18 protein-coding genes are annotated in these 23027 nt (G+C 31.6%); 6 read left to right on the top strand and 12 right to left on the bottom strand.

Annotated elements, in window-relative coordinates:
- Nucleotides 1–277: 277 nt before the first annotated feature.
- From OIU83_RS13265 to OIU83_RS13255, 3 genes are all read right to left on the bottom strand, one after another.
- Complete coding sequence (locus OIU83_RS13265) at nucleotides 278–1654, bottom strand: PepSY-associated TM helix domain-containing protein (RefSeq protein WP_264206744.1); 1377 nt, start codon at nucleotides 1652–1654, stop codon at nucleotides 278–280.
- Between the two features lie 73 nt (nucleotides 1655–1727).
- Complete coding sequence (locus tag OIU83_RS13260) at nucleotides 1728–2957, bottom strand: DUF4374 domain-containing protein (protein ID WP_264206743.1); 1230 nt, start codon at nucleotides 2955–2957, stop codon at nucleotides 1728–1730.
- Nucleotides 2958–2983: 26 nt separating this feature from the next.
- Nucleotides 2984–5380: a TonB-dependent receptor gene (locus OIU83_RS13255; RefSeq protein ID WP_264206742.1), complete on the bottom strand. Its 2397-nt coding sequence runs from the start codon at nucleotides 5378–5380 to the stop codon at nucleotides 2984–2986.
- 108 nt (nucleotides 5381–5488) lie between these two features.
- On the opposite strand from OIU83_RS13255, the gene OIU83_RS13250 reads away from it, so the two are divergent.
- The 6 genes from OIU83_RS13250 (at nucleotide 5489) to OIU83_RS13225 (ending at nucleotide 14694) form a co-directional block, all read left to right on the top strand.
- The gene (locus tag OIU83_RS13250) at nucleotides 5489–6520 is read left to right on the top strand and encodes a helix-turn-helix domain-containing protein (RefSeq protein ID WP_264206741.1); all 1032 of its coding nucleotides are present in this window, start codon (nucleotides 5489–5491) and stop codon (nucleotides 6518–6520) included.
- Between the two features lie 352 nt (nucleotides 6521–6872).
- Nucleotides 6873–8378 (top strand): pyridoxal phosphate-dependent decarboxylase family protein, encoded by a 1506-nt coding sequence (locus tag OIU83_RS13245; RefSeq protein WP_264206740.1) that lies wholly within the window; start codon nucleotides 6873–6875, stop codon nucleotides 8376–8378.
- 46 nt (nucleotides 8379–8424) lie between these two features.
- Complete coding sequence (locus OIU83_RS13240; RefSeq protein WP_264206739.1) at nucleotides 8425–9756, top strand: lysine N(6)-hydroxylase/L-ornithine N(5)-oxygenase family protein; 1332 nt, start codon at nucleotides 8425–8427, stop codon at nucleotides 9754–9756.
- Nucleotides 9757–9786: 30 nt separating this feature from the next.
- Entirely contained in the window at nucleotides 9787–12231 is a 2445-nt protein-coding gene (locus OIU83_RS13235; protein WP_264206738.1) for a GNAT family N-acetyltransferase, read from the top strand.
- Nucleotides 12232–12239: 8 nt separating this feature from the next.
- Entirely contained in the window at nucleotides 12240–12869 is a 630-nt protein-coding gene (locus tag OIU83_RS13230) for a GNAT family N-acetyltransferase (protein ID WP_264206737.1), read from the top strand.
- Nucleotides 12862–14694 carry an IucA/IucC family protein gene (locus OIU83_RS13225; protein WP_264206736.1) on the top strand — a complete coding sequence of 611 codons (1833 nt, stop codon included), beginning with the start codon at nucleotides 12862–12864 and terminating at the stop codon, nucleotides 14692–14694. Before OIU83_RS13230 ends, OIU83_RS13225 begins: the two co-directional genes overlap by 8 nt.
- A 75-nt stretch (nucleotides 14695–14769) precedes the next feature.
- Here the strand turns inward: OIU83_RS13225 and OIU83_RS13220 are convergent, their stop codons facing one another.
- From OIU83_RS13220 to OIU83_RS13180, 9 genes are all read right to left on the bottom strand, one after another.
- The gene (locus OIU83_RS13220) at nucleotides 14770–15765 is read right to left on the bottom strand and encodes a helix-turn-helix domain-containing protein (RefSeq protein WP_264206735.1); all 996 of its coding nucleotides are present in this window, start codon (nucleotides 15763–15765) and stop codon (nucleotides 14770–14772) included.
- Nucleotides 15766–16074: 309 nt separating this feature from the next.
- The gene (gene rclC, locus OIU83_RS13215; protein ID WP_264206734.1) at nucleotides 16075–16632 is read right to left on the bottom strand and encodes a reactive chlorine resistance membrane protein RclC; all 558 of its coding nucleotides are present in this window, start codon (nucleotides 16630–16632) and stop codon (nucleotides 16075–16077) included.
- An 82-nt stretch (nucleotides 16633–16714) separates the two neighbouring features.
- Complete coding sequence (locus OIU83_RS13210; protein ID WP_264206733.1) at nucleotides 16715–17563, bottom strand: AraC family transcriptional regulator; 849 nt, start codon at nucleotides 17561–17563, stop codon at nucleotides 16715–16717.
- Between the two features lie 7 nt (nucleotides 17564–17570).
- Nucleotides 17571–17939, bottom strand: a complete 369-nt coding sequence (locus OIU83_RS13205) for a hypothetical protein (protein ID WP_264206732.1) — start codon at nucleotides 17937–17939, stop codon at nucleotides 17571–17573.
- Nucleotides 17940–18275: 336 nt separating this feature from the next.
- The gene (locus OIU83_RS13200) at nucleotides 18276–18500 is read right to left on the bottom strand and encodes a DUF5808 domain-containing protein (RefSeq protein ID WP_264206731.1); all 225 of its coding nucleotides are present in this window, start codon (nucleotides 18498–18500) and stop codon (nucleotides 18276–18278) included.
- A gap of 138 nt (nucleotides 18501–18638) precedes the next feature.
- Nucleotides 18639–18914 carry a hypothetical protein gene (locus tag OIU83_RS13195; protein WP_264206730.1) on the bottom strand — a complete coding sequence of 92 codons (276 nt, stop codon included), beginning with the start codon at nucleotides 18912–18914 and terminating at the stop codon, nucleotides 18639–18641.
- A gap of 360 nt (nucleotides 18915–19274) precedes the next feature.
- On the bottom strand, nucleotides 19275–20621 hold the full coding sequence (locus OIU83_RS13190; RefSeq protein ID WP_264206729.1) for a DUF4302 domain-containing protein: 1347 nt from the start codon (nucleotides 20619–20621) through the stop codon (nucleotides 19275–19277).
- Between the two features lie 43 nt (nucleotides 20622–20664).
- On the bottom strand, nucleotides 20665–21525 hold the full coding sequence (locus OIU83_RS13185) for a zinc-binding metallopeptidase (RefSeq protein ID WP_264206728.1): 861 nt from the start codon (nucleotides 21523–21525) through the stop codon (nucleotides 20665–20667).
- Nucleotides 21526–21536: 11 nt separating this feature from the next.
- Nucleotides 21537–23024, bottom strand: coding sequence for a RagB/SusD family nutrient uptake outer membrane protein (locus tag OIU83_RS13180; RefSeq protein ID WP_264206727.1), 1488 nt, complete (start codon nucleotides 23022–23024; stop codon nucleotides 21537–21539).
- Nucleotides 23025–23027 lie beyond the last annotated feature (3 nt).

Genomic DNA, 23027 nt, shown 5'->3' with positions numbered 1-23027 from the left:
TAAATACTTTTTTTTTGCCACAGATTAAAAGAATTAAAAAGATTTTTTACCATTAAGGGATTAAGAAAAATAAAGTTTTGTTCTTAATGAAACTTAATGCCTTAATGGTTAAAATCGTTATTTTAAAACTTAGCGAACTTTGCGTAAACCTTTGCTCTCTTTGCGGTTAAATTTCCATAATAAATTACAAGTTTCCCATAAATAAGAAAGCCACTAAGAAATTAAGTTACGACTCCTAATTTTCTTAATGGCTTAATGGTGAGAAATTTTATTTAAACTAAAAAGACATTTCTTCTTCTAGTTTTTTAGGAACATTTACAGCTTTGGAAGCTACTTTGGGGGTAGTAGCTCCTTTTTTGCTGAACTTTTGCTTTCCCCACCAAATTAAAAATCCTGTAATTGGTAAAGTAGCAGAAATTAAACTGGCAAAAAAAGCTAAAATCTTTCCTGTAAGTCCCAATACTGCACCTACGTGAATATCATAATTCATTCGGCGAATTTTATCAGGAAGACTGGCTTCGGTATATTTCCCTGAAAAAGGGCTTTTGATTGAAACTTCTTTGAGTGATTGCTGATCGAAACTATAACGATCCATATTATAAAAAGTATTACTTTGTTTGTAAACAAAAGCACCAATAACATCTGCCGGCTTTTCGGGTATGATTACCAAAATCGCAGCAGCTTGTGGGTTCTCTTTTTTAAGGTTTAGCAACACTTTATCAACTGTAGATATCTGGAATGTTTTAACATGTGTAGTATCCGATTTAGGCGATTCCCTATTTTCTACTAATGGTTTTCCTCCAGAAGTTACCCAATACAATGATTTACTAAACCAGCCAAAACTCCATACTAAACCAGTAAGAGAAATAAATAGCAAAAATATCATACTATAAAAACCCAGTACATTATGCATATCATAATTTACACGTTTAAAACTAGCCGACCATTTAATTTTGAAACTTTTATCACGAATAGATTTGATCCATTTGGCGGGCCACCAAAGAACCATACCAGTAAGCAATATTACTACGAAAATTAAAATTGCGACACCTACAATTGGTCGGCCAATATCATAAGGTAGCCATAGCGCACGGTGTCCATTAAGCATGAATCTAAAAAAATCAACATCATCTCTGGAAATTGTTTTCACATTAAGAACTTCTCCTGTATATGGATTCATATATACATTAACGGTTACACCACTTCGTCTTTTTTTACGCTTTGGTTCTTTATCTTTAGGCTTATTATTGGAAGTTAGATTCTTGACATTAGCAGGTTTTCTTTCTTTTTGAGCTTCCTCTTTTTTGCCTTTGTTCTCTTCTTTTTTTTCTTTTTTAGGAATGAAATACCCAACAATTGCTGCTTCATCTTTCTCTCCAAACGTAATACTAGTAGCGTGCTTGCCTTTCATTTCCTTATCGGCAATACTTATAAGTTGCGATGGTAATAAATAAGCTTTTTCCTGAGGAGTAACAAAACGCCAATCCTCGATAAAATCTTTAATTTCATTTTCAAAAACATACATACAGCCAGTAAAACTCACAATAACTACAATGATACCAGAACCTAATCCCAGCCATAAATGCAACCATGCGGTAGTGCGTTTGAAAAGCGATTTTTTACTTTTTCTCTTTTTTTGGGTAGAAGTAGACATATTTTTCAAATTCATAAAAAATTAAATAAAAAAACCGCAAGCCCCTAAAGACCTACGGTTCAAAAAAAACAATTTAGTATTTTAATTTAGCGATAGCGGTAATTTCACCACCTTCTACTTTCATACCTTTAGTAGCAACACCAGTTGTACCATTGATAGTATAAATCCAGTTACCATCTGGTGTATTGATACCAAGTACAAGAGAGCTAGCATCTTCTGTAGTTATATTATATCTGGTAGTAGTTGAGTTAATTACCGATGGAGCATTAGTTACCCAAGCAAAAGTTTGAGTGTAAACATCGGCCACAGCTAGTTTAGCAACACCTTTGTTTGTTCCAACATTACCATACATTTGTAACAACACTTTACCCTTACCTATATAACTGCTTGAAGATATTTTATATCCACCAGATTTTTCTTGTACATTGAAGAAATAAGTCTGATCAAATTCTGTCGTTCCTTTTTTAATTTTTACAACCGCAGATGGTTTAGTAGAAGTTACAACTGCATTGCTTGTTGCTGCAGCACTAGAGAAACCATATGCGTCTCCATTTTCATCCTGAATTAATCCATTTGTAAAATAAGCACCTAAATAGCTTGTACGGTTATCTTTGATTACTTTTTCTAATTTTAATTCTGGGTAATTGTATACTGCAACCCATGTACTATCTGGGTATTTAGTTCCAAAATTATCTACACCATCACCTTTAATACTCATATAAGGCATATACACTTTATCTCCTACTTGTGTAGCCCAAGTATAAAATGCTCTTTCTCCGTTTTTAGCCAAAATTCTTGTATCCTGTTGTACTTCACCTGTAATAAGTGATGTAGTAGCATCTATTTTATACATTGAAGCAATAGAAGCATCTCCACTTCTAGGCACTTTTATCGTTAAGATATCTTTGTTTACTGCTGCAAAAACTTGTACCGTCTCTGCTTGAAAATTAGATGTTTTGACCAATTTACCTTCAGTAGACAATGCGTAAGAAGTTACAGCTCCAGGATTTCCTTGTCCGTAAAGTAAACTAAAGAACTTGTTCTCATTTGTAATATAATAACGGTAAGAACCGTCTTGCTCTAATCCATTACCTTTGGTTGTGATAGATCCTGTAGTAACGTCATCTGCAGTTAATAAATAATCTGCAACTCCTACAGCACCTGTAGTAACTGTTACAATATATTTTGTTTTTTCTGTACCTTCACTTGGTGCTCCATTTGGTGAACTAGAATCACTGCTACAAGAGAATGATGTAAAAGCTATTAAAGCTGCGAATATCGCTAATGTGCTACTTTTTTTCATAATAGTTATTGTTTGATTTATTTAAATTATTTATTTGATCTGGTAAAAAAATACCTGAATTTTATATTAAAAGAACGACTTGGTTTTTGCAATGAAAAGTTATCGTAAAGCTTATTATCTAATACATTCTTGCACTCTAAGGCAATATTATATTTCCCATCTGCAAAAGTGTAAACAGCATTTAAATCATGATTAATCTGCATCGGAATATCAAATTTACCTTCTGAACCACCGTTACTTGGCCAATACAAATAATAAGCGTGAACGTATAATAAGTTATAACCAACAGATAGATTATTACCTTTCTTTATGAAGTCATTAAAGAACATAGTAGCATCGGCGTTACCGAAAAAGAAAGGAATATTAGGCACTCGGTCTTTATAGAAATAAGAAACAAAATTTTGACTTGGCTCGTATTCTGTCATATTACGAAGATTTTGATAGGTCATGTTTACACCAGTAGTAAACCTATTTTTATAAGAATATCTTACTTCACCATCTATCCCATAATTAGTAACTCGCCCTTGGTTAACATTAGTGGTCATAGTTTGATTTCTATTAAGCTCTGGTCGAATAAAACCGGTTGCATCACGGTACATAAGATTTACATCAAATGTCATTGCATTTACTTTATTAAAACTAGTTTGGTAACTTAATCCAGCATTGAAATTGTTACTCGTTTCTGGTTTTAAATCAGGATTTCCTTCTAGATTATTATTTACATTTCCGAATATTTCCTCAGGGCTAGGCAGCCTGTAACTTTTTTCAAAAGAGCCTTTAATTTGTAAATTATGTTTTAAGTAATAACTACTCGCAGCACCATATCCTAGTGAGGATGTATTATCAACATGTCTGCGATAAGCAACATCTCCATTATTTCCCGAAGGATTATAACTTTCGGAATAGGTACTTTTTAAAGAGTAATTTTTAAGAAATACCGAAGTACTCCATTTTTCGTTATAATCGAATTTATAACCTGCACCTAAAACATTTTTTTGTGATTTCTTTGGTTGTTGATATACCAGCGATTCTGGAACCAGCTCATCACTTTCTTTACGATCGAAAGTGTTAAAAGTATTATTCAACATAAACGAATGTCTTTCGTTTAATTTATAAGTAAAATTTGCTGTGGCAATTCCATTATTGTTTTTGAATTTACGTAACGAACGGCTACGCTCACCTCCCAAACCTGATATCACTTTATAATCTCCAAACCAGTTATATCTTCTATAAACAGTATCAATATTTTGCTCTTCACCAAAATTAAAATTACCAGTAACATTAATATCCAACCCTTTGGTAAAGAAATCTTTTACCTGATATTTAACACTTGGCATTAAAATATTTCCTTTACGATACATTTGCCCAAATACACTCACCATACGAGCTCCTGTTTGGATATCTGCCTTATTCTCTCCTGCTGTAAACCCAAATAATAATTTATCGGCATATTTTTTACCAGTCACACCAATATTAAAAATTACGGTTTCATTACGATACTTATCGTGAAATCTTCTCACACGCTGATTAGGATAATAAGCTCCTGTATTTAAATCAGCAGCTTCTACGTTTACCCAATAATTATTGTCTGAATAATTTTGGAAAGCATTAATTTCGGTTGTAAAGCCACTCTTTGCAGTATAACCCGCATTTACTGTACTACGATGTGTATTAAATGATCCAAAAGAGTAGGAAGCATCCAAATACGTACGGGGTTTCGAATTTGTAACAATATTTACTGCTCCACCAAGAGCATCTCCACCTAACCAAATAGGTACAACGCCTTTATAAACTTCTATTCTATCGGCTAGATTTATAGGAATATTATTCAGTTGAAACGAAGATCCAAAATTATCCATAGGTACTCCATCAATAAAAAACTTTACCTGATTACCAGAAAAACCATTAATAGAAAGCTCCGATTGAGATCCAACACCTCCAGTTTCACGAACACGAACACCAGAAACCCTGTCTAACGCATGTGATAAATCAAGCGTAGAATTGTGAAGCTTTTTAGCATCGATAGCTGTTACACTATACGATTGCTTATTTACTTTTTCGGTTTGAGTACGTCCTAGTACTGTTATGTTATCTAATTCGTTTAATTCACTTTCTAATCGAACTGATAAAATTATTTCGCTTGTTCCCTTAACTTCGATGTGTTTTTTTGAAGTTGAAAAACCTATCGCTGAAACTTTTAAAATATAATTTCCTGCTGCAACATTTTTAAAATTATACTTTCCATTTTCGTCAGACATAATGATCAAATTTGTCTTTTCGATGCTTACTGTTGCAAATGGAATACTCTGTCCTGAACTTTCCGTAATCTGTCCTGAAACTGCTGGACCCTTATTTTGTTGGGCAAAAGAGATGAACGACACTAAAAAAAATATACTTAAAAATAAAAATTTGTGAGTTGACATATGTTTAATTAGACTAATTATAAATAACTTTGCCGCAAAAGTAGCTCCTACTGCTCGATTAGATATAGGGAAAAACGGATTATTATTTTGTAAAAACGGATTATTATTTTGAAAATTAAATCGAAACTTATTGCTCACGAAAAACCAATAATAGCTATTGAAGTACGTGACGGTTATGACCCGAAAAGTCTCATGACTGAGGAAAATATTTTTATAAAAAATGAAACTTTTGAAGACATAAAAAGTAGTCATTTAATAACTGAAGGACTCGTAATCGTCGATACACAAATGCATTTTTCTGAACCACAAACAATTTTATTTGAGATTACGTGTGAATCTATTATAATGAATTTTATATGTTGCAATAACGTCGAAACACATATCGATCAACTGGAAACCGAAAAATATTCACAAGAAAATACACATAATATTTTCTATACTTCAAATTATAAAGCAACTTTTAAAATTCCTCCTTTTGAGCTAATAAATTACTTTTCGATTATTTTGTCCAAAGACTTTTATTATAATATAATTAATGAAGATTGGGAACTCCACCAAAAATTCTCTAAAAATATCCTACAGAAGAAATCCAGTTATTTAACTTCAAAATATATTGGCATTACGCCTTCAATACAATGGGTAATTCATGAAATTAAAAATTGTAATCGTCAGGGTGCTTTAAAAAGAATGTACATAGAAACTAAGATAAAAGAACTCTTAATTTTACAACTGGAAAGTCTTATTGAAAAAGCAGCCCCAAAAGAATTTATAGACGAAGATGATTTTATTAAACTTCAGGAAGCCAAATTAATATTGGATAAAGATTATGTGCACGCACCTACCTTACCCGAACTTTCAAGAATGATTTCTCTTAATGAATTCAAACTTAAAAAGGGCTTTAAAGCTTGTTTTGGAACTACTGTAAAAAGTTATATTATCGAACTTCGTATGCAATATGCCAAAGAATTATTTAAATCTAAATCGATTAGCGTAACCGAAGTTGCCTATAAATGTGGCTACAAAGATGTTTCCCATTTCTCTGCAGCTTTTAAAAATTTTTATGGTTTTTCTCCTCAAAAATTTAAAATCAATTGGAATATTATTAATGCCTGGCTCACGAGTTTTCTACTAATAACCTAAACTCCATTTTTAAATACAGGCTCTAATGAAGAAATCCATTCGGCAAGATTTATATAATCTTACTGAATGGATTTTTTGTTTTTTGTATCTAAAAATCATATCGCATAACTTTAACTATTTTGGAACATAATCCTATTATAAAAACAACTAAAAAAAACACTTAAATCAAACATTTTAAAATAGTTACAATTTTATTTAATAGTGTTGTTTTAAAATATTTTTAAACTACATCTAATTTAATTAATTAAAAATGACTGGATTTTATGCGTCATTTATTACATCTTAAAACGTCATTTATTATATAACTCATTTCTTAATTTAGCTCATTATTAAGTCTAAATAAAAATAATAAATGACCCCAAACAGCCAAATCTTAGAACAAAAAAAGATTGACAACTTAAACCTTTTTGATGCTTCATCAAAAACTGAATACCAAAACAGTATTCATAAAACAACTGAATATGTCTTAGGTTTCTTAGACAATAGCAAGTTTTATAGTGGAGCTACAGTAAGTGAACTCAGGGATAAAAAAAGGATAATCTCTGTATCTTCCGATGAAACTTTGACTCTCGATGAAGCTTTAAAAGATATAAAAGAATTGTATCTGGATCATGCAATTTCATTTCATAATACATCATATGTAGCCCATTTAAACTGTCCTATATTAATCCCAGCTTTGGTAGGAGATTTAATTGCTACGGCGGTAAATACTGCTGTAGAAACATGGGATCAGAGTACCTCGGCAACACTTATCGAACAAGAGATTATAAACTGGATATCGGGCGAGTTTCAATTACCACACACTTCCGATGGAGTATTTACCAATGGCGGAACGCAGTCTAATTTCATGGCTTTATTGATGGCAAGAGATCATTATGCGTATCAAAATTTCGGCATTAATATCAAAGAAAATGGATTAAATGAAATTGTAAGTAAGTTTAGATTCTTCTGCTCGGAGAAAGCGCACTTTAGCATCCAAAAAAATGCTGCCCTACTTGGTATGGGATATCAATCGGTGATAAAAGTAAAAGCCGACAGTGATTATAAAATGGATCCTGAAGCTTTATTATTGGCTATCGAAAGAGAAAAACAATTGGGTAATATCCCTATTGCTGTTGTGGCGACTACTGGTACAACCGACTTTGGAAGTTTTGATCCTGTCGAAATCATTTCGAAAATAGCTAAAGATTATAAAATGTGGCTCCATGTAGATGGTGCTTATGGAGGATGTTATATCCTTACAGATACTCATAAACATTTATTGGAAGGGGCAAAATTTGCAGATTCTATAACGGTAGATTTTCATAAAACATTATTCCAGCCTGTATGTTCAAGTGCATTTTTGGTAGCAGATAAAAGTAACTTTAAATATGTATCTCATTATGCCGATTATCTAAATCCTATAGAAACTAAAGACGATGAATATCAAAACCTAATCGTTAAATCGGTACAAACAACCAGAAGATTTGATGCCTTAAAATTATGGTTTACACTAAAAATTACCGGTAAAAAGAAACTAGCCGAATACCTGGAAATGGTTCATTATAAAGCCATCGAAGCACATTCGATATTAGGCAATGATGCAGCATTCGAAACTATTCATAAACCTCAATTAAGTACTGTTGTTTTTAGATACAAAGCACAGGGAATTGCAGATGATAAAATTCACGATACCGTTAATTTGTATATAAAAAACACCTTGTTTAAAAGCGGAGAAGCATCTGTTGCGAGTACAAAACTAAACGGAAATATTTATCTAAAATTTACTTTGTTAAACCCAAAAATAACAACCGAAGATATTCAACACATCGTAAGTCTTATGAAACAAAAAGGCGATGAATATCAAAAAAGCAATTAATCTCAAAATACAAACAAAGAATAAAATTAAAACAAAGTACAATAAAATGGATAATAAAATATACGATTATATAGGAATAGGTGTTGGACCTTTTAATTTAGGATTAGCTTGTTTACTAGACCCTATTAAAGAATTAGATGGAGTTTTTTTAGACAAAAAAGAAAATTTTAATTGGCATGCCGGTATGCTCTTGCAGGATACAACATTACAGATTCCGTTTCTTGCAGATTTGGTAACATTAGCAGATCCTACAAGTTCATTTAGCTTTTTAAACTACATAAAAGAACAAGGTCGTATCTATTCTTTTTATATCAAAGAAAATTTTCTTTTGCTAAGAAATGAATATAATCTTTATTGCAAATGGGCTATCGAAAAACTAAAAAATATTGAATTCAATACTTCTGTAGATCAAATATTTTATAGTGACGAGGAACAATGTTATATCGTAACAACTTCATGTACTCAAACCAATAACACCAAAATATATAAATCTAAAAAATTGATATTTGGTACAGGAACTTCCCCATTTATTCCTGCTTGTTGTAAAGATTTAAAAGATAAAATAATTCATTCGTCTCAATATTTGGATCAAAAGGAAGAATTACAAACCAAAAAATCAATCACAGTATTGGGCAGTGGGCAAAGTGCAGCCGAAATATATAATGATTTGTTACAGGAAATAGATTCCAAAGGTTATCAGTTAAACTGGATAACGCGCTCTGCAAGATTCTTTCCTTTGGAGTATACCAAATTAACTCTGGAAATGACTTCTCCGGATTATGTTGATTATTTCTTCAGCTTACCTTCTCAAAAAAGAGATCAGATGAACAAGGAACAAAAGAATTTGTATAAAGGAATCAATAGTGATCTTATCAATACCATTTATGATACACTTTACACCAAAAGTCTTATGACTAAAATTGATGTGAGCCTGAGAACTAATTCTGAATTAAAGAAAATAGTACATAATGCTGTAAAAAACACTTTTGAATTAGAAGTTCATCAAGTAGAACAAGACAAATATTATAAGCATTCTACCGAAGCTGTTGTACTCGCAACCGGATATAATTATAAAATGCCTGATTTTGTAAATGGTATTACTTCCAGAATTAAATGGGATACAAAAAACAGATTTGATGTTAATCGCAACTATAGTATTGACGTTAATGATTCTGAAATATTTGTTCAAAATGCCGAATTACATACCCACGGATTTGTAACTCCGGATTTAGGAATGGCCTGTTATCGCAACTCATTTATAATAAAAGGACTTACAGGAAAAGATTATTACCCTATAGAATCCCGAATTGCTTTCCAGCAGTTTAATGTACTTGCAGAAGAAGAAATTCAAATTCAGGAATCTGCTATAGCACAATAATCAAAAATTAAATCAATAATTCTGATAAACATGAAATACGTTCAAAAAGAACATGATTCCAGTGCATTTGAATACTCCAAAACCTATTCTGATTTCGGGAATATCGATTTTCGACATTTAGATTTAGAAAACGATATTCCGTTGCTTCATAACTGGTTCAATCAAGATTATGCCGCTTTTTGGGGAATGCAAAATACAACCTTGGCAGCTGTTAAAAAAGAATATGAGAGATTAACAAAACCAGACCATTATGATGTTTTCGTTGGGCTATTTAATGGCATTCCAGCCTTTTTATTGGAACGTTATAATCCTAAAGAAGATATCATTGGCCAATTTTACGATCCTAAAAAAGAAGATTGCGGTATACATATCATTGTAGCTCCTACAAGTAAATCCATACATAATTTTACCTGGCATATTTTTTATGCCATAATGGAATTTATTTTTTCTGATGATAAAATAGATCGCATTCTTGTAGAGCCAGATATTAGAAACCAAAAAATGTTTACGCTCTGTGAGAGAGTTGGATTTAAACTTGACAAAAAGGTAGTCTTACCTCACAAGACAGCTCAATTGGCTTTTTTATCCAAAATAGATTTTCAAAAAATAAAACCTACTAATAATACAATTCAGACAATGAATTTATCCAACCAAATCATTTCACCACAACAAGCAATATCCCATTTACAGCCAGAAACATGGAAAACGGTAAACACTTTGCTTGTTAAAAAAGCAATTTGCGAATTCTCTCATGAATTATTAATCGTCCCACAATTAATAGAAAAAAAAGACGGTTGGGGGCATTATGTTTTACAAACAGATTCTACAAACATAACGTATAATTTTAGAGCAAAACTACTGGAATTAAATCATTTGTACATTGATACTTTATCTATAAAAAAATATGACAAAGGGGTAATTGTTCCTGTAGATGCTGTTTATTTTATATTAGAAATTCAGGAATGCTTAGGCATCGACAAAAAGTTGCTGCCTGTATATATCGAAGAAATTACAAGTACTCTTTATGGAAGTGCTTATAAGCATTTGCATAAAAATCCAACTTCCAAACTTCTTGCTGTTGCCGATTTCCAAACTATTGAAACTGCAATGATGGAGGGTCATCCCGGATTTGTGGCCAATAATGGTCGTATTGGTTTTGATGCCAATGATTATCAATCTTACGCCCCAGAGGCTGGTAATCCTTTCCATTTATTATGGCTTGCCGGACATAAAGATAGAGCCGTTTATGCCGGTTCGGAAGCATTACCTTATGAGAAATTAATAAATCAGGAATTAGACGAAGAAACTATAAATGCGTTCAATAAAATAATCGAAGAAAACGGAGAAGATCCGGAATCTTACTTTTTTATTCCGATACATCCATGGCAATGGTATAACAAACTGGCAAATGTATTTTCTCCAGAGATCGCAAATAAAAAATTAATTTGTTTAGGATATGGACCTGATCAATACTTTGCACAACAATCCATACGTACTTTATATAATACTACTAATCCTCAAAAATTTTATACCAAAACTGCTTTGTCAATATTAAATATGGGCTTTATGCGTGGTTTGCCTTTATATTATTTGGGTACAGCCCCAGAGATGGCAATATGGTTGGATTACCTACTTTCTGAAGACCCTTTTATACAGGAAACAGGATTTACTATGCTTGGAGAAATTGCTTCGGTAAGTTATGTAAACCCTTATTTTGAAGCTTTTGGAAACCATAATGATTATAATAAAATGCTAGCTTCACTTTGGAGAGAAAGCCCAATGAACAAAATAACATCTGAACAAAGATTAATGACCATGGCGGCATTTTTGCACATTGATCATGAAGGAAATGCATTGCTTCCCGAATTAATCAAAGCTTCAGGTGTATCCATAGATTTGTGGTTACAACGTTATTTAAAAGCTTATTTAAGCCCAATTTTGCATTGTTTTTACAAATATGATTTGGTATTTATGCCTCATGGCGAAAACTTAATTATGGTAATCGAAAACAATATTCCTGTAAAGGTTTTACTTAAAGATATTACCGAAGAAGCTGCAATCCTAAATCCCGAAATAATCTTGCCGGAGAATCTAAAACGTATGTTTGCTCCTGTGCCGGATGATGTAAAACTACTTTCGGTTTTCACAGATATTTTTGATGGTTTTTTCAGATTTATGTTTCACATATTAGAGGAACACGCCGATTATTCCGAAAATCGTTTTTGGAAACAAGTTGCCGAAAACATTCATGAATATCAAATAAGATATCCCGAATTTGAAGAAAAATTCAATAAATATGATCTCTTTGAATCCGAATTTAAATTGTCTTGTTTAAATCGTTTACAATTAAACAATAACAAGCAAATGATAGATTTAGATGATCCTGTTGCTCTATTGCAATTTGCCGGTAAACTAAAGAATCCTATCGCTGCATTTAAGAAAATTAAATCTGATTTAGAAATTACAACTAATTGATATCCAAAATGAAAAATCTAACCCTATTAGTAGATCCAAACCACAACCAACATATCGGTATGGATTTTACAAAACATATTCCTAGTCTGGGAGACATTCATTTAAGACAATTAAATCTAGATACAGATATTGACTTTTTACATCAATGGGTTACCAAGCCTTATGCAACTTATTGGGGCATGGAAAAATTCTCTATAGATGAAGTAAAAGCTGCTTATCAGGAAATAGCCGAAATGCCTTCTCATGATGCATACATCGGAATCCTGAATGATAAGCCAATTTTCTTAATGGAACGTTATCTGGCATCCAATGATTTAATAGCAAATTACTACGATGCACATGAAAATGATTTTGGAATGCATATTCTTGTTGGCCCGCCCGAACATCAAATTCCAAATTTTACATGGAATGTATTTTCGACTATAATGGATTTTATTTTCACAAATGATAGTGTAAACCGAATCGTTGTGGAACCTGATACAAGAAATGAAAAGATTCACACGCTAAATAAAAGAGCAGGATTTGTATATCATAAAGTAATAGAGCTGCCTCATAAAACAGCCCATTTGGCATTTTGTACTAAGGATCAATATCAGGAAGCTTTAGCTAAAGAACAAAAAAACAATCAAGATGAATAGTTTATCTATAACACAAAATCCGGCACAGACTATTTCTCATTTGGAACCCAAATTATGGGATACCGTTAATAGACTACTCATTAGGAAATCAATAAGCGAGTTTACTCATGAATTACTTATTGTCCCAACATTCTTATTTCAGGAAGAAAATTGGGGACATTATTCTATAGTTTCTGATGCTCTAACTGTAACCTATACTTTTCGTGCAAAAAAACTAAAATTAGATCATTGGCATATTGATGAAAATTCTATTAAAAAAACCATCAATGAAAATGAAATTACACTAGATGCACTCCATTTTATTTTAGAATTTAAAACTCAATTAGGCATTCCTGAAGAAATGTTACCAACTTATCTGGAAGAAATTACCAGTACACTTTATGGAAGTGCCTACAAACAAACTCACGAAAAACATTCGGCAGCGGGATTAACAACAGCAAGTTTTCAGGAAATAGAGCATTCTATGACCGAAGGACACCCTTGTTTTGTTGCCAATAATGGTCGTATCGGTTTTAATGCTGTCGATTATAATTTTTATACTCCCGAAGCTGCTCATTCTTTTTCAATCGTATGGCTTGCCGGGCATAAAGACAGAACTGCTTATAATGGTACAAAAGAGATTCAATATGAAGATCTTATTTTACAAGAACTGGGTAAAGATACTATTGCCGAATTTAATGCTGTATTGACTAAACTAGATTTAAATCCTGATGATTATTTTTTCATTCCAGTACATCCGTGGCAATGGTTTAATAAGTTGGTTACGATTTTTACACCAGATATTGCACAGCGAAAACTAGTATGTTTAGGATATGGTTCGGATAATTTTCTGGCACAACAATCAATAAGAACATTATTCAATTCAAGTAATCCCCATAAGTTTTATACAAAAATGGCTTTGTCTATTTTAAATATGGGATTTGTACGTGGTTTATCACCTTATTATATGGATAGTACACCACCAATAACCGAGTGGCTAACTTCTTTATTCGAAAAAGATTCTTACTTGCAACAATGTGGTTTTACCATGCTTGGAGAAGTTGCAACGGTAGGATATCGCAATTTATATTATGAACAATTGGGCAGAACAAAAGCGCATAATAAAATGTTATCGGCTTTATGGAGAGAAAGTCCAGTTCCTATGCTTGCCAAAGGACAAAAATTAATGACTATGGCGGCGTTTTTACATATCGATAAAAACGGAAATGCTTTCTTACCAGAACTCATAAAATCATCGGGATTAACACCTTCGGTTTGGGTTCAAAAATACCTAAAAAGTTATCTGTCTCCTCTACTTCATTGCTTTTATAAATATGAAATTGTTTTTATGCCTCATGGCGAAAACATAATCATGATTCTGGAAAACAATATTCCTGTAAAAGCTATAATGAAGGATATTACCGAGGAAGTTTTGGTATTTAATCCTGATTTGGAACTTCCCGAAAAAGCCAAAAGATTGTTTACTCCAATTGCAAATGAAGATAAAATCCTATCTATTTTAACGGATGTTTTCGATTGCTTTTTCCGATTCATGGGAAGTATATTTGAAGAATATTCCAATGAATTTTCCGAAACTGATTTTTGGGAACAAGTTGCGATTTGTGTTATTGAATATCAATATGAGCATCCTCAACTAAAAGATAAGTTTGAACAATACGATCTCTTTGCTCCCGAGTTTAAACGCTGTTGCTTAAATCGATTACAACTTTGCAATAATAAACAAATGCTAAACTTAGCCGACCCAATAGAAAGCCTTCAGTTTGTAGGAACCCTTAAAAACCCTATTGCAGTTTATAAAGATGAAGTGATTGTAAACGACTTATAATAATCGTTTTTATTACCTTAAAATTTCACAATTAAAACAACCTCCTTAATCATTTTAAGGAGGTTGTTTATTAATTTAGGTATTGAATCCAGAATTAATTTCTCTAAATTTTTTTGGTGTTTTTTTCATTTTCTTCTTAAATGCAGCAATAAAATGTGTCGAGTTCTTATACCCTACTATATCCGATATTTCATTTATAGGTTTGGTACTATGCAATAATAAATCTACTGTTTTTTCCATCCTTATTTGTAGAAAAAATTGATGAATAGATTGCCTGAAAGTTTTCTCGAATTGCTTTTTTAAAACCTGATTGTTTAGACCTACTATTCTCGATAATTGAGTTGTTGTAAATTGTGCCGTTAGATCTGAGGAAATAATATTCTTGACCTTTTCCAATTTTTTTGACAGCTCATCATTATATACCTGTTCCCTATTTTCTTTCTTAGATTTATCCAGATACAATGCCAATAATTCTAAAACTTTACCAACAAGAAATAGCTCTTTCGATTTACCCGAAAGTTTTAATGACATTAACTCGGTTAATGCATCTTGGCTTTTACAACAAATAGGTAATATAAAATCATTTAATACTGTTGATGCTTTTTTATCGCAAAAAACATCTTCATTATTTAAATGATGTCTTTTTAAGAAATCGGCATCCATAAGAATTCTTATTTCTTTGTAATGCTTATTCTTAATACAGCAAAAGGTTTCTTTCATCTGATTGAGGTAAACAAGATAACTTTCCTGTGCCTCATACATAACATCTTCGATACTATCAACCGATTTTATAATTTTTACACCATCAATTAAAAATGATAACGCCAGTGCATAGGGAACATCTCGATGCACAACATTTAATTCCTGAGTTAAAGAAACATTTACGAGACTAATATATAGCCCATCCAAAAAACATTCTTTATAACTACCAACACCATATTCGGGACTGAATGCATATTCTTTGGAAAAGATGCAATCTTTACAACAAACACTTTTACAAAAGCTTTGCATTGTGGCCGAACAGTTTTTCTCTTTTGTATACGCTAAGTATTCATTAAGACTCTCATCCACTTTTTTATATTCTTTATCAATTTATAAATTATTTAGCCCTTTTTAAATAACTATTAAGATTGGATATAAATAACAAAGTAACTGAATAAAGAAAAAACATCCTACAAAAAAGCATAAATTATAATACAAATAATACACATCCTTAATATATAAGCAATTCCACCTCCATTTCTATCAAAAATTGGCAATAATAAATGCTATATATCTATAACAAAAAAAGACCATCTCAAGAGAGATAGTCTTTCTATTTGAAATTATAAATTGTAATCACCCTGCTAATTCTAGAATAACATTACAGGAGATAATGTATTAATTACGTTGGGATAATATTCTCTTGGCACAATCGGATGCACATAACAACCCACCTGCCATCATTATAACATCTTTAATAACAAGTCTTCCTGCCCCGGATAAATAAGGAAATCCGTGAGTGGCACTACCTAAATCGGGCACCCACGTTTCGGGAGTAGTTATTAAAAAAGTAAGAGTTACCAGTGCCATACCAGCGGTAAGAAGACCGCCAATAAGCCCTACACGAGCATTAAAAACACCAAATAAGGTTAATAATCCGATGATTATAATTACTCCACCCAATACATAAGAAAATATATAGGTTCCATTCTGGATATTCCATTTAATATTTTCTTCGACTACTTCTCCTTCTTTATTTTTATGGTCTTTATATTCACTTGGATTGTTATAAAAGAAACTCATTAAAGGACTATTGGCAACAAAAGGTACAATTCCATCTGCTTCATATTGAAAAACTTTAAGTCCACCAATCCATACCATTACAATGAAAATAGCTATTCGCATTAAATTAAAAAACTGACTTTGTGATTTTGCTAAGGTTGATAATAGATTCATATTTTTACTATTTAAGATATTTATATTTTAATACCCAAAATTAATACTCCTATGTTCTGCTCACAATGGACGAATATGGATATTACCTAGACAAATCTGCTACGATAGATATCCCAACGTTCTCACGAAAAGCTGTTGGTGTAATCCCGGTATGTTTTTTAAAGTAACGGCTAAAATAATTTTCATCATCAAAATTTAGCTCAGCAGCAATTTCTTTCATGCTCTTGTAACTAAGATGTATTAACTTTTTTGCCTCGAGTATAACTCTTTCGTGAATTAATGTAGATGGAGTTTTTAAAAAATATTGCTTACATATCTTCGAAAAATTATTAGGAGAAAGTCCCATTTGCTCAGCATAAAAAGCTGGTTGTCTTTCTTTTCGAAAATTACTCTCCAATAATTCTTTAAACTTCATCAAGGGATGATGTAGGTTCTTTTCTTCAAGAACAACATTATCTTCTGATTTTATTTTGCTGCATAATGCCAATATCAATTGCAAATACGCTCGCACTACTGCGGTAGAATAACTAGTAATATTTTTAAGTTCGGGAATTAACTTATCTAAAATATAATTCAACTCAATATAATCTTCATCTTCAAGATTTACATAAGGCTGTTGGTAAATATTATTGAATAAAAGCCCGTTACAAGCAACTTCTTTTTTATGATATTCTATGCAATAAAAATCTCCATGAAATTGCAATCTTCTAGTTTTAAGCGGACTTTTTATATCAAAATGAATGATTTGATAAGGAGTTGTAAATAATATAATTTTCCCCTCAAAAATATATTCTACCAGATCTACACTTACTTTACCGCTTCCCTCCAAAAGAAAAATACTATACATCGGTGAACTACCATTTAGATTAATATAGTCTGTATCACATTCCTGAACGGTGCACCCTTTGTAAGCTATTTGCTTTTCTTCCATTAGTTTTTTATTTCTTCAGATTATACCATTTTATCTCAATCTGATTTTTGGTCTTAGTATTTTCTATTAAATAGTTTTTTTCAAGCTTTTCGCCAATGGCAACTAACTTCCAAAAATAAGCTGAATCTTTGGGATAGGGAATTTTAATAAAATTAGTTTTTGATGGCTTATTACTTTCTTCATTTATAGATTGATCAATAATTGCATTGATGTAACTTAAAACATGAAACCTATCAAAACTTTCTCTAAACTCTCCACGAATTTCATCATCATTTGCAAAACAAACTTCCCCCTTTACATAATAATCTGTTATAAAAGGAATACCTAATATTTTTTCGATTGTATCTAAATCTTCTTTATCAAAGGTAGGTTTCATTAGAATATATAAATCAATTCTTAAACAACTTACTATAAATCTAGTTTATCAAATATACAAATATGTTAGCCTAAGAGCTAATATCATTTCTTACTATAACCTATCTAAAAACAAAAAAGCAGTAAACTTTTGCTTACTACTTTTTACAACTTTCTTTGACAGTTAATTATCTTAACGATTAAACTTATTGCTTTCTTCGTTTATTATACTGATATCCCAAACCAATTATTATAATTAGAATTGAGAGAAAAAATCCAGAATTTTTCATACTATATCATTTTTTAATTACTACTATTTCCCATTTCTCTAATGAGTAAAGATTTTAAAAATGGATTCTTAAATATATTTCTTCAAGACAAGAGCGATGGCTATCAAGATTAACACAATGAATATTGCGTTTGGATTGGCAAAATTAATTGTCCATCCCAATTCTTTTATTCTCTTGGGAGGAAATAGTCTTTGGTCTTCTTTATTAAAATAAAAAACACCCCATATCCAGTTTGAGGGATCTTTGTGCCATTTATCTTTGGTTTGTTTACTAGGTTCATTATTTTTTTCCATAATTTAAGTACGATTTACTATTTAAGATAAAAAGACAGCTCAAAATTGAGCTGCCCTTCCTTCAAAATAAAAATTAAAACTACTTTTTATTGCAATTGGAATAAATCAAAAAACAACTAAAACAATGATTAATAGCCCCTAAACAAGACCTTGTTTGGTTATAAAATAAAATATTCCAAGCATTAATGCCATAACTAGCATTCTGTAAATTGCTGAACGAAATGTTGTAGTACCATTAAGTTTATCTTCTCTTCTCATTTTTATAGTAATCATAATCATCATTGGAATGATTGATATAATCGATAGATATAAATAATACCTAACAAACTCCGGATATAAATCGGATATCGCCAGAAGTACTAATCCCCATAAAAAGTAAACTATATTTATTGTTGTAACATACTTTTTTATCATGTCTTTAAATTTTAAAAATTCTTCTACTCATTCTAAAAACACCCATTATCTATTTGATGGTCATTTATATTACCATTTTTATAGAACATAAACTGTGGCAATCTAGATTAATAAAAAGGTCATCTATAAAGACAACCTTTTTAAGAGGGGCAAACTAATTATCAATATTAAAACTGGCATATTATTAATCAACCAGAATTACAAGGATACTTTGGGCAAAAGCCATTAAAAAAAATAAAAGTATAATTATAAAAACGAATATTTTTTTCATAGCTCGAACGTTAAAGTTTTAAAACCATCTATTAAAACTTAGTAAAAAAGACAGGCTAATTAAAATTAACCTGTCAAAACTTTTCTTATTTATAAAGCATAGCTGGTAATTCTAAAAGGACTACTAGCACTTGTAAAAGTGTAAATTGTGTTAGAATAAGTAATTCTAAAAGTTTCTTTTTTAACATATAATCCTTTAGGATTAACTAATTCGGCATCCAATTCTTTTAGGAAAGCATATGCACTGGCCACCACTGTCCAACCAGCATCTTTTAGGATGATAGTTTTATTTACAGCATCTTCACTTGTTGTTACTAAGTGAGTTATAGACGCTTTACCACCATTAAATTGGTATTGAATATAATTCTGATTGGCAGCAGTATTAAAATATAATTGAACTCTACTAATTTTTTGGGCTGCAGGCAATGTAGCATTTGCTCTATCTAATAAGTATTTGCAATAATCAGAGTTTGATGGAGCTGTATACAAGTTTGCCGAGATGTAACCAAAAACAGTTGGAGGGTTACCTACACCCGCTAGTAAAGATTTATAATCATTTGTTAATACAGGAGGAGCATTTGTATATTTTATGGTTGCACTTACACCACCAGTCCCTGTAGCTACAAAAGTATTAGTTGGACTATCATATACAAAATTTGTCAATTTTTGTCCTTTAACTACTACTGCTGGTTTGGCTACTGCTGATGTTGGTGTATAAGCAAATCCAAAAAGGTAGCTTTCTGAGTACGTAGGATCCAAAGAAGTTGCTTCTCCAAAACGAGCATATGAATTAAAATCAAAATCAAAATTATGCGTCGCAGTCCCGTCATTGGTAACTAATAATCTAAATAATGGACTTGTCATATCTCCATTAATATTATCAAGAGTAGTAGCGTTCTTTGGTAAATCTATCCAATCTTGCGCCGTAGCTTTTACAAATCGCAATTCCTGAACGGTTCTATTAGTTCTAAAAACAATATCTCCTTTATCTTGTCCGTAATATAAAAACTGAAAATCACCAAGGAATCCTTTACCACGAAGAGCAGCTGTAGGATAATCATTAGAGTCTGATAATAGATGTATTCTATTGGCAGTTGTAAAAACTACACTTACAGTACTTCCTAACTGAATCTCGTACTGACTGTTGTAGACATCTGTATCGGTATCAAAATCTGAAGCCATATCTACTTTCCCATTAGGTAAAAATTTAAATAGATGTGTAAAACCTCCTAATTGCGTGCTATCTGTAAAATAAACTGCTTTCCATCCATGCTCTGAGGATAACAATAAGTCATTCAGCTCCTTTTTTCGAGCGTTTGTTCTCTCTGTTGGTGTCTGATCAAATTTTTGTTCAGCATCAGTATTATTAGTACAAGCAACTAATTGTAGCGCAAAAATTGCTACAATTAGATAACTAAATATATTTTTTACTTTCATAATATGTTTTTTTATAATTATGTATCTGTATTATTAAACGCTATTAATTATTTATTACAGCATCAGTATTTTTTTGTGCTTCATCTCTTAAAGCATAAAAATCTACATTAAATGCATCTCTATAATACTGAACTACAATAGCTTCTTTTTTCTGGATAGCAGCCTTTCCTGTAGCACTTGTTATCCCGGCAAGAATAGCTGCATATTCTGCTTTGGAGCTAAGTAAAATCATTGAAGCAGTTTCTGCAAAATCTTCAAATATATTTAATCTTGCGTAACTTGTTATAAAACCTAATTCTCTTGAAGTCGATACTGATTCTACATACCAACTTGATGTGTATCCAGATGGAGTTACTTTGGCCCAAGCCTGCTCATCAAAAGGTTTAGTTTGATTTAAAATGTGAACATATTCATGTTGAATTGTATGAATGAATTCACTAACATCTGCACGGCTTTTCTTATCTATATAATCTACTTGAAAAAGAGATATCCTTTGTCCGCCTTCTGCCAATCCTAATGTGATTGTACCTGTTGAGTTCAAATTTACACCACCTACTAAAACAAATTCTCTTGGCGCAATTTTCTTAACAAAATCAGCTCCACCAATAGTTGAATAACTATCAAGCCATATTTTCTTAACTATTTCAAGCGCTGGTTTTACTTTCTCGACAGTGGGAGGAAATAAATATCTGGTATTATCTACTGTATTTTGATTCCATATATATCGCACTTCGATATTATATGGATTTGTATAATTTGTGATAATCCAGTTATCCAAATCTGTTCTTACAGGTTGCTCAAAATTTAACTGGCTCTCTGTGGGTTGATCTTCGTGAGCACAACCAGTAAAGGTTAATACTACAGCACCCAACACTACTAATTTATATTTCTTTAATAATTTCATAATACTAAAATTTATCTAGGATTTTTTTCAATTCCGTTATTTGATGCACTAAGTGGTATTTGTAAAGCTCTACGTTTATCATCTTTAACCAAGATATTTTTTCTGCTTACCTTACCAGAAGTATAGGTATCATGCTCTACTACAATATTAAAACGTTTAATATCAAACCATCTAATCCCTTCGTGTATAAAGTCTCTTCTTCTGGCTTCGGCAATAGCCTTAATATAAGACGCTTGTATTGGAGTCAAAGCATAAAATGGAGTATATTCATTATCAATTACCGGGTATTTGGCAGCAATACTTGCTTGTGTCAGTTTATCGGTTGCAGCAACATATCCTGTTGTTCTTATTGAGAAGAAATATTCTAACTCGCTATTAGCAACATCTATTTGGTTGTTCATTACATGCGCTTCGATACGATTCAGAAACATTTCATCATTACTAAAAAGTACTACACCAGTATAAGGTTCTCCAATTTGGGCAGTTACATTGGTATATTTAAAGTATTCGTAAAATTTATTAACAAAAACATTAATTCCTCCCAGATAAATTCCTGAAGTCCTTGTTAACCAAGTTTTACCAAAGATATTAGTGTCTTTCCCTAAGATTTCATCTTGTCTGTTTCCAGTAAGATAGAATCTATTAGAGTAAGCTCTTCTCCAAATAGAGTAAGGATAAGCTACTAATAAATTGGTTGTTTTATCTTCTTTTGAATATTCAATAGGCATTTGTGCAAAAGCAAAAGCATTAAAAACGGTATAATCTCTAAGTTTACCAGCTGGTGCAGATCCTAGATCTTTTGAAAGTTCAAGAACTCTATTCCAATCTCCCTTAACTAAATAAAAACGACATGCAAAAGCTTTTGCTGCTTCTTTATTAAAATGAAATTTAAGTTCTTTATAATCATTCGTTACATATTTAAGACCTTCTTCTATATCTTTTTGAATTAGATCAAAAACTTCTTCAACAGAGTTTCTAGTATATTGTTTAATCAAAGCTGTTTCCGGCTCTGTTATATACGGAATTCCTAAATCAGTTTTTGCAGTCGCTGGATTATAACGATTCGCCCAAAATGTAACAAGCATAAAATGTGAATAGGCTCTGGTAAGTAAAGCCTCTGCTTTTTTAGGATTAAGATCTGGTGTGTCTCCCAACTCTTTTATAGCTGCCAAAGCTTGATTTGCAGATGCGATTGCTTTATAAGATTCGTTCCAGAATCTTGCTTGAGTATCTATATCTGTTTCGGTTTGCATATCCCAATTGTAATTTTGCTCATTCTTCTGGGTTACACTAGACAACTCACTGTCAAAAACATTATCCGACATCGTTTCTGCAATATCCATATAAGTCGCATTTGGATAGGCAGTAACCAATAATTCAGAAATTTTTTCCGGAGTATCTATTTTAGTTCTATTATCTGGTGTTTCCGAAAGGAATTCATCACAGCTAGTAATACTTGTAAGTACTAATAGGGATAAGATTATTTTTATATTTTTCATAAT

It is taken from the genome of Flavobacterium shii, assembly GCF_025847235.1.
GTDB classification, from domain to species: Bacteria; Bacteroidota; Bacteroidia; order Flavobacteriales; family Flavobacteriaceae; genus Flavobacterium; species Flavobacterium shii.
The sequence above is the reverse complement of the archived record's forward strand: the minus strand, read 5'-3'. Positions and strand labels throughout refer to the sequence as shown.

Bases quoted from the DNA above. Each gene is read 5' to 3' on its own strand.
- OIU83_RS13265 (WP_264206744.1), bottom strand. From the start codon at position 1,654: ATGTCTACTTCTACCCAAAAAAAGAGAAAAAGTAAAAAATCGCTTTTC.
- OIU83_RS13260 (WP_264206743.1), bottom strand. From the start codon at position 2,957: ATGAAAAAAAGTAGCACATTAGCGATATTCGCAGCTTTAATAGCTTTT.
- OIU83_RS13255 (WP_264206742.1), bottom strand. From the start codon at position 5,380: ATGTCAACTCACAAATTTTTATTTTTAAGTATATTTTTTTTAGTGTCG.
- OIU83_RS13245 (WP_264206740.1), top strand. From the start codon at position 6,873: ATGACCCCAAACAGCCAAATCTTAGAACAAAAAAAGATTGACAACTTA.
- OIU83_RS13240 (WP_264206739.1), top strand. From the start codon at position 8,425: ATGGATAATAAAATATACGATTATATAGGAATAGGTGTTGGACCTTTT.
- OIU83_RS13235 (WP_264206738.1), top strand. From the start codon at position 9,787: ATGAAATACGTTCAAAAAGAACATGATTCCAGTGCATTTGAATACTCC.
- OIU83_RS13230 (WP_264206737.1), top strand. From the start codon at position 12,240: ATGAAAAATCTAACCCTATTAGTAGATCCAAACCACAACCAACATATC.
- OIU83_RS13225 (WP_264206736.1), top strand. From the start codon at position 12,862: ATGAATAGTTTATCTATAACACAAAATCCGGCACAGACTATTTCTCAT.
- rclC (WP_264206734.1), bottom strand. From the start codon at position 16,632: ATGAATCTATTATCAACCTTAGCAAAATCACAAAGTCAGTTTTTTAAT.
- OIU83_RS13210 (WP_264206733.1), bottom strand. From the start codon at position 17,563: ATGGAAGAAAAGCAAATAGCTTACAAAGGGTGCACCGTTCAGGAATGT.
- OIU83_RS13205 (WP_264206732.1), bottom strand. From the start codon at position 17,939: ATGAAACCTACCTTTGATAAAGAAGATTTAGATACAATCGAAAAAATA.
- OIU83_RS13200 (WP_264206731.1), bottom strand. From the start codon at position 18,500: ATGGAAAAAAATAATGAACCTAGTAAACAAACCAAAGATAAATGGCAC.
- OIU83_RS13195 (WP_264206730.1), bottom strand. From the start codon at position 18,914: ATGATAAAAAAGTATGTTACAACAATAAATATAGTTTACTTTTTATGG.
- OIU83_RS13190 (WP_264206729.1), bottom strand. From the start codon at position 20,621: ATGAAAGTAAAAAATATATTTAGTTATCTAATTGTAGCAATTTTTGCG.
- OIU83_RS13185 (WP_264206728.1), bottom strand. From the start codon at position 21,525: ATGAAATTATTAAAGAAATATAAATTAGTAGTGTTGGGTGCTGTAGTA.
- OIU83_RS13180 (WP_264206727.1), bottom strand. From the start codon at position 23,024: ATGAAAAATATAAAAATAATCTTATCCCTATTAGTACTTACAAGTATT.